Raw genomic sequence first — 3,214 nt, forward strand, 5'->3', positions numbered from 1 at the left:
CACGTTCTCGCTGAGCCCCCAGTGGCACGGGGAGACGGTGGTCGACGTCGCGCCCCTCGGGCAGTTGGCCTTCGACACCCATGCTGCTCCGCTGCGGATAGAGGCGGCCATCACCGAGATCCGCAGTTCCGCGGCCCAGGAGATGTTCACCGACCCGGAGGCCATCGACAGGATGGCCGCGGGCATCGGAGCCGACCTCACCAGCGGCGTGACCGCCCTGGTGCTGCGCTCGCTCCTCGCGGCGGCCCTCGGCGCGGGCCTGATGGGGCTGATGCTGTTCCGCAACGCCTGGCGGGCCCTGGCGAGCGCCGTGACCTCCGTTGTCGTCCTGGCGGCGATCGGCGGTGTGGCGGCCCTGACGTTCAACCCGAGCGCCATCGTCCAGCCCCGCTTCACGGGTCTCATCGGGGAGGCCCCGGCGGTGGTCGGCAGCGTCGACGACGTCGTCGGACGGTTCACCGAGTACCAGGAGCAGCTCGCCGGACTGGTCGGCAACGTGGCGATGATCTACCAGGCCACCTCCTCCCTGCCGACCTATGAGGAGGACGAGTCGGTCATCCGGGTGCTGCACGTGTCCGACATCCAGCTGAACCCGGCTTCGTGGAGCATCATCGGCACCCTGCAGGAGCAGTACGGGGTGGACGTGATCGTGGACTCCGGCGACCTCACCGAACGCGGCAGCGCGGCGGAGGACGTCTTCGCCGACGAGATCGGCAGGCTCGACGTGCCCTACGTGTGGGTGCGCGGCCGGCACGACTCGGTGGGCACCCAGCGGGCGGTGGAGGCCCAGCCCAACGCGGTGGTCCTGGACGGGGACGTCGAGGAGGTCGGTGGGCTCACCTTCTTCGGTGCCGGCGACCCCAGGTTCGTTTCGGACGCCACTCGGCTCAACCCCGAAGAGGCCGACGTTGTGGAACTCGGCGAGAAGCAGGCGGCTTCGGTCAAGGGCGGTGACACCGACGTCGACGTCGCGGTTCTGCACACCCGGGCCCAGGCGCAGCCGTTCGACGGGGTGGTGCCCCTCGTGCTGGCCGGCAACGAACACATGCGATCCACAGAGCTCACCCAGGAGGGCACCAGGTTCCTGGTCCAGGGTTCGACGGGCGGCGCCGGATTGAGTGGGCTTGATCACGGCACGGATCGGCCCACGCCCTACCAGGCGTCCGTGCTGTACTTCGACGCCGAGACCGGTCGCCTCCAGGCGCGCGACGACATCGACCTCGGCGGTGTGGGCCTCACGTCCGCACAGGTCGAGCGGCACATCGAGGAGGACCCCGACCGGGTCGTCGGCGAGGCGGAGGAGGAAGAAGAGGAGGAGCCCACACCCTGACGCGGAAGCGCCCGGCCGGCGATGATGTGGACCGGCCGGGACATTCACTTTGGAGTTGGTGGGAATCTCCCCTATGCTTGGAACGTCTACACGGGCCCCCATCGTCTAGCGGCCTAGGACGCCGCCCTTTCAAGGCGGTAGCGCGGGTTCGAATCCCGTTGGGGGTACGAGCGGTCAGACCACTGCCGAGCATCTGGCAGAATGGACACCGCAGCCAAACGCCGGGCCCGATCAGCTCGGTGGACAACTGAACAAGGTCCTGTGGAGCAGTTAGGAGTGCTCGCCACCCTGTCAAGGTGGAGGCCGCGGGTTCAAATCCCGTCAGGACCGCAAGCGTCGCCGATCGGCGCCGCGGCTAGGTAGCTCAGTTGGTACGAGCGTCCGCCTGAAAAGCGGAAGGTCGGCGGTTCGACCCCGCCCCTAGCCACACATCATGACCAGGATAAAAGCCCGGAAGCCCTTTGGCTCCGGGCTTTTTCGCGTCCAGGTACCTCACACTCCCTCTCGGACGGAACCAAACGGTCCGATGGGGGATCTCTTGGTCGAAGATCCTCGACCCCGGGAGGTCCCATGGCGAAGCAGGAAGGCTCCGACGAGCTTCGGAAACGGTTGGACCGGTTGGAACGCCTGACGTCGACGCGCGAAGTGAACGAACCAAGACTCCGCCTGGGCACGGCCGCCATGGTGGCCGGTGCCGTGGCGCTGTTCGTGTCGCTGTCCCTGCCCTGGCTGCGCGGCCCGCGAAAGGACGGGGCCGGGTTCGACGTCGCCCCGACGCTGGGTTCGGAGGAACTCCCGCTTCGGCTGGAACCGCGCGGCATGATGACCGGCTGGGAGGTGTTCGGTGCCGCCGTCACCGACACGAGGGCGGTTCTGGCGGTCTTCGTCGCGTTCCTGCTGATCCTGGCGCTGACCCTCCACACGTTGGTCTCGGACGACGGGCGCTTCCACGTCGCCGTTCAGGTGTGCGCGTTTCCGACACTGTTCCTTCTGCCGATCCTGTGGCCGACCGACCCCGAGAGCACGGTCGTCGCGGGCCCGGGCGCGATAGTGGCCTTCGTCGCCTGTCTGGTGGTCGGAACGGGCGCGGCCCTCGCGAAACCGGATGACTAGGTCCAGGTGACGCCGTGCCAACTGACGTGGTGGTCGGTGTGGTCGGAGTCCTTCGTGCACCAGTAGGTGGTGCCGTCGCGCAGCAGGAACCGGTCGCAGGCGATGCCCACTGCGCGGTCCTCTGCGAGCCGGCGCAGGGCGGGTTGGTCGTCGCCGAACCCGTCGACGTGTGCCAGGCCGTCCAGCAGCATCTCCTGCCGGGACAGGTAGGGCGATTCCGAGAGCGGCAGCCGGATGACCATGGCGGTGGCGTTGTCGCCGCTCTCGGCCTCGCGGGCGGCGTCCACCAACACCTGGGCAAGGACGTCCGGGGCGTGCGCGTGGTCGGTTACCAGTTCGGCCAGCAGGAGTTCGTCGACGTAGTCGTGGACCCCGTCGGTGGTGAACAGCACCAGTTCCGCCGGGGGAGCGGTCGCGGTGCCGACGTCGGCGAGGGCCGCGGTGGCGACCGAGGTGGTGAGCGCGTGGTCGCCGGCCCGCGCAAGGTCGTCCGCCACCCACCGGTCCCGCAACCGCTGTCCGAGGGTGTGGTCGTGGGTGTGCCGGCGCAACCCGTCGCCGGGCGACCAGGTCCAGAGCCTGCAGTCGCCGACCCAGGCGAGATCGATGGGGTCGTCGGGGGCGTCCTGGCGCGCGTGCACCATCACGCAGTCGGCTCCGGGGTGGGCATGGGAGATCGCACGCGTGGCGGCGAGAACGGCGTCCAGGGCCTCGCCGTCGGCCTCTGTGGCGGTGACGGCGGCGAGTACGGCGGCCTCACGGGTGCGAGGG

Annotated in this window: 3 protein-coding genes and 3 tRNA genes; 5 read left to right on the top strand and 1 reads right to left on the bottom strand. The window is 69.2% G+C overall.

Features of this window, described 5'->3' with window-relative positions; all coding sequences use genetic code 11:
• The 5 genes from K8V84_RS16185 to K8V84_RS16205 all read left to right on the top strand — a co-directional run.
• Positions 1-1,330, top strand: a 1,330-nt coding sequence (locus tag K8V84_RS16185) for a metallophosphoesterase (protein WP_304075782.1), incomplete at its 5' end; no start/stop codon positions are given.
• A 94-nt stretch (positions 1,331-1,424) separates the two neighbouring features.
• Positions 1,425-1,497 (top strand) — tRNA-Glu (locus tag K8V84_RS16190).
• Between the two features lie 88 nt (positions 1,498-1,585).
• Positions 1,586-1,660, top strand: a tRNA-Asp gene (locus K8V84_RS16195).
• A 23-nt stretch (positions 1,661-1,683) separates the two neighbouring features.
• Positions 1,684-1,757 (top strand) — tRNA-Phe (locus K8V84_RS16200).
• Between the two features lie 143 nt (positions 1,758-1,900).
• Positions 1,901-2,443 carry a hypothetical protein gene (locus K8V84_RS16205; protein ID WP_304075784.1) on the top strand — a complete coding sequence of 181 codons (543 nt, stop codon included), beginning with the start codon at positions 1,901-1,903 and terminating at the stop codon, positions 2,441-2,443.
• Here K8V84_RS16205 and K8V84_RS16210 read toward each other — a convergent pair.
• Positions 2,440-3,214: phosphatase (locus K8V84_RS16210; RefSeq protein WP_304075786.1), on the bottom strand; the 775-nt coding region annotated here is incomplete at its 5' end. The two genes, K8V84_RS16205 and K8V84_RS16210, sit on opposite strands and share 4 nt — an antisense overlap.

The sequence above is a fragment of the Nocardiopsis listeri genome, assembly GCF_020741345.1.
GTDB classification, from domain to species: domain Bacteria; phylum Actinomycetota; class Actinomycetes; order Streptosporangiales; family Streptosporangiaceae; genus Nocardiopsis; species Nocardiopsis listeri_A.

Excerpts from the sequence above, each read along its gene's own strand:
- K8V84_RS16205 (WP_304075784.1), top strand. The coding sequence starts at position 1,901 with ATGGCGAAGCAGGAAGGCTCCGACGAGCTTCGGAAACGGTTGGACCGG.